We start from the raw sequence: 3,638 nt of genomic DNA, 5'->3' as shown, positions 1-3,638 counted from the left end.
TTTGAGCAACCTACGGCTAGCTTCCTAGTTTGCTCTTTGATTTTCATTGAGTATTACTCTACAGATTTCAAAGCTTCAAGCATATCAACCTTTCTCAGATGATGATTGACAAAGAAACCAAGCAAGGTTAAAATGGTGCTTACTGCTACCACTGGGATAACATATACTTCCCAGCCTACCTGCGGATAAAAGAGAATAGTCGCAGGCGAAATCATTTGAATCAAAAATTGGTGTAAATAGAAACCAGATACCAAACCAAGTACGATTCCCACAAGGGACAGCACAATCGTCTCACGGTAAATGTAGAGAGTAACTTCATTATTATGAAAACCGAGAACCTTGATAGTGGAGAGTTCACGGATTCTCTCAGCTACGTTAATGTTGGTTAGATTGTAAAGGATAACAATAGCCAACAGAACCGACACGATGACCAAGATGGTCATGGTCTGATTGAGTGAACTTGCGACCGAGTCAAAGAGCCGAATGGCTGAAGCATTCTGGACAACGCTGGACACCGCAGTTTGATTCATAAGCAAGCCGGCCTGTCTTTCGATACTAGTAGCATTGGTATCCCTTAGCGAGACCAGATAAGTGTTGACTTGGGGTAGCTGTCCGTAAATTTGCTCATAGCTAGCTTGACTCATATAAATAAAGTGACCAACGTAATTCTCAGCAATGGCAGTGACCTTTAGCTCCTTACCTTCAATTTCTAGAGTCTGTCCAACCTTGACACCTGCCAGCTGGGCGAGTTTAGCTGTAATAACGACGCCATCTTTTAATGTCAGCTCCTGCTGATGGTCTTGCAGATGGATAAAGGGAGTCAAATCTTCCTTCTCTGTCATCATAAGGGTAATGGTCTGAAGACCAGCCTTACCTTTGAAATCTTTGTCTAGCGTTTTTGAATAGATTTTCTGATAGGCTTGGATATCCTGCCCTTTCAACACTTCTTCTAACTCTGCCTTGTCCTGATTAGTCGCACTAGGATTTTCAGAGACAATCATTTGATACTGTTGGATTTGTTGAAACTGTCTAGACGGAACTCCTGCTACAGAGGATTGGATTCCCAAACCTGCAAAAAGCAGAGCGACTGAGCCCGCCACACCAAAGATCGTCATCAACATCCGCTGCTTATAACGGAAGATATTGCGAGCTGTTACCTTATGAGTAAAACTGAGACGACGCCAGATAAAACTGAGACGCTCCAGTAAGATTTTAGCTCCTTTAACAGGAGGCTTAGGCAGTAAAAGCTGGGCTGCTTCGTCATGAAGTTCTCTACGAGCTACCAAGTAGGCTGGTAACACACTCGCCAACCAACTCAAGACAAGAGCCAGTAAGCTATAGGTCCAATAGAACTGAATCTGGGTTTCTCCCACCACCATGCCTTTTGTAATGACACTTGAAATCACACCGGCTAGCAAATAATGTCCAAGTATACTACCTAGAGCTGTTCCTACAGTCCCAGCTACTAGACCGTAGAGGAGAAATTTGGCGATAATATACTTACTGCGATAACCCAAGGCCTTAAAAATCCCTGCATGTGTTCGCTCTTCATCCACAAAACGAGTCATAGTTGTAAAGGTCACCATAGCTGCTACGGCATAAAGCACCACAGGAAAGATATTGCCCACTGCCCGAATACTGGCTGAAGCATTACTGTACATGAGGTAGCCTTGACCGCCAGGCATGGTCTGACGATTATATACTTGATACTTGGGCTCAGCTAAATCATCCAAGACTTGCTGATGTTTTTCTAGTTTTTCCTTTTCTTGGGCTAGATTTTGTTCAGCCTGCTTTAGTTTGTCCTCTTCCTTGCTCAATTCCTGCTTAGCTTGGGTAAGTTGAGAACTAGCCTGCTCTCTCTGGGCTTGAGGAAGCAAGGCTAGTTGACTTTCTTGAGCCTGTATACGAGCTTGAGCAGCTGCTAAACGACGCTTGCCTTCCTGCAGATTAGTTTCAGCCTTGTCAAGGGTCTCTTGACCTTTGTCTAGAGATTCTTGTCCTTCTTTTTTCAAGAGTTGCAGACGTGCCTTGCCATTATCTGACAAAGCTTGTTCAAGGTCTTCCTGATGTTGCTTGGATTTTTCTTCATAAGCTGATGAAAAAGCATTTAAGCCTGCTAAATCTTGATATTTCAAGCGTGCTATATTATAGACTTTTTGATCAAACTGACTAGGTAAAATCACCCCATAGGCTGTCAGAGTCCCACTTCCACTTCCTGCGTAGCCCATATCTCGCTGGGAGAGGATTTCAGCTGAATCCACAAAACCAGTAATGGTATAAGCATGGTCTTTTAAAGAGGAATGACCCTCTTCTTTTTCTTTAAAACTAATCTCCTGTCCCACGCTGTATTGGCCTTGCAAATGAGTGGCCAAAGCGATTTCCTTGTCTGACTGAGGAAGTCGTCCCTCTCTTAGCTGAAATGTTGAAATTCGCTCTGGTTTGGAGTACAGCCGAATGGCATCCAGCCCATTTTCCATAGTCACATCTGTCAAATAGCCAAACTCAACCTCTGCGCCCTCTATCTGTTCTAGTTCTTCTTGATCTGTTTGATCCAAACCATAATTAGACATAACTGCCAAATCCAAGGTTTGAGCAGTTGTTAAATAAGCATTAGCTGTCGCCTCCATGTTGGGACTGGTTACTTTGAGGCCTACTAGGGCTAAAGAACCCAGCATCATCAAGGTTAAGATGGATAAAAAACGCCCCTTGGAGCCTGTGAAGGACTGAATTAAGTCCTTCCAATAGGTTTTTCGCTTAATCATGCTAGTACTCCAAACTGTCAATATCCTGAGGATGCTGGTTCATCACCACATCCTTGACACTGGCATCGTGCATATGAATCACGCGATCAGCAATGGGCGCCAAAGCTCCATTGTGAGTCACGATGATTACCGTCGCTCCCTTTTGACGAGACATATCTTGGAGGATTTTCAAAACCTGCTTGCCCGTCTGATAATCCAAGGCGCCTGTCGGTTCGTCACAAAGGAGAATTTTAGGATTTTTGGCTACCGCGCGTGCAATGGAGACTCGCTGTTGCTCCCCTCCAGAAAGCTGGGCTGGAAAGTTATTGAGACGATGAGCCAGACCTACATCTGTCAAAACTTGCTCAGGATCCAAGGCATCTGTCACGATTTCTGAAGCCAACTCCACATTTTCCTTAGCGGTTAGATTGGAAACTAGATTATAAAACTGAAAAACAAAACCGACATCATTTCTACGATAATTGGTCCTCTGGTGGGAACTGTAGTCTGCAATATTGGCACCATCAATCCAGACTTCCCCCTCATCATTGGTATCCATTCCCCCAAGAAGGTTAAGAACCGTTGACTTACCTGCACCAGATGCACCTAGAATAATAACCAATTCACCCTTTTCAATCTCAAAATTCACATCACGATTGGCCACAATCTCCGTGTCCCCAACCTGATAACGCTTGTAACAGTGTTTCATCTCAATATAAGCCATCAGTGCCACCCTCTCTTAAACAAATTACTTCATATTACCATTATAACGCTTTTTCAACTAGTTGGAAACTGCTTACATTCTCAAATCCTTATTAAAAGGCAGTCTCAAACTACTGCCTTCTAATACTCAATGAAAATCAAAGAGCAAACTAGGAAGCTAGCCGCAGGTTGCTC

General features: G+C 43.7%; 2 protein-coding genes. Both read right to left on the bottom strand.

Annotated elements, in window-relative coordinates:
- Positions 1 to 53: 53 nt before the first annotated feature.
- Positions 54 to 2,762, bottom strand: coding sequence for an ABC transporter permease (locus ADI58_RS06755; protein ID WP_049521952.1), 2,709 nt, complete (start codon positions 2,760 to 2,762; stop codon positions 54 to 56).
- Between the two features lies 1 nt (position 2,763).
- Complete coding sequence (locus tag ADI58_RS06750; RefSeq protein ID WP_049521951.1) at positions 2,764 to 3,465, bottom strand: ABC transporter ATP-binding protein; 702 nt, start codon at positions 3,463 to 3,465, stop codon at positions 2,764 to 2,766.
- Positions 3,466 to 3,638: the final 173 nt, after the last annotated feature.

Origin of the sequence: Streptococcus mitis, assembly GCF_001074635.1 — a bacterium.
GTDB lineage: Bacteria > Bacillota > Bacilli > Lactobacillales > Streptococcaceae > Streptococcus > Streptococcus mitis_E.
This window is presented reverse-complemented; position numbering and strand designations above follow the sequence as displayed.

What these genes read in the sequence shown, in the direction of transcription:
- ADI58_RS06750 (WP_049521951.1), bottom strand. Translation starts at nt 3,465, where the DNA reads ATGGCTTATATTGAGATGAAACACTGTTACAAGCGTTATCAGGTTGGG.
- ADI58_RS06755 (WP_049521952.1), bottom strand. Translation starts at nt 2,762, where the DNA reads ATGATTAAGCGAAAAACCTATTGGAAGGACTTAATTCAGTCCTTCACA.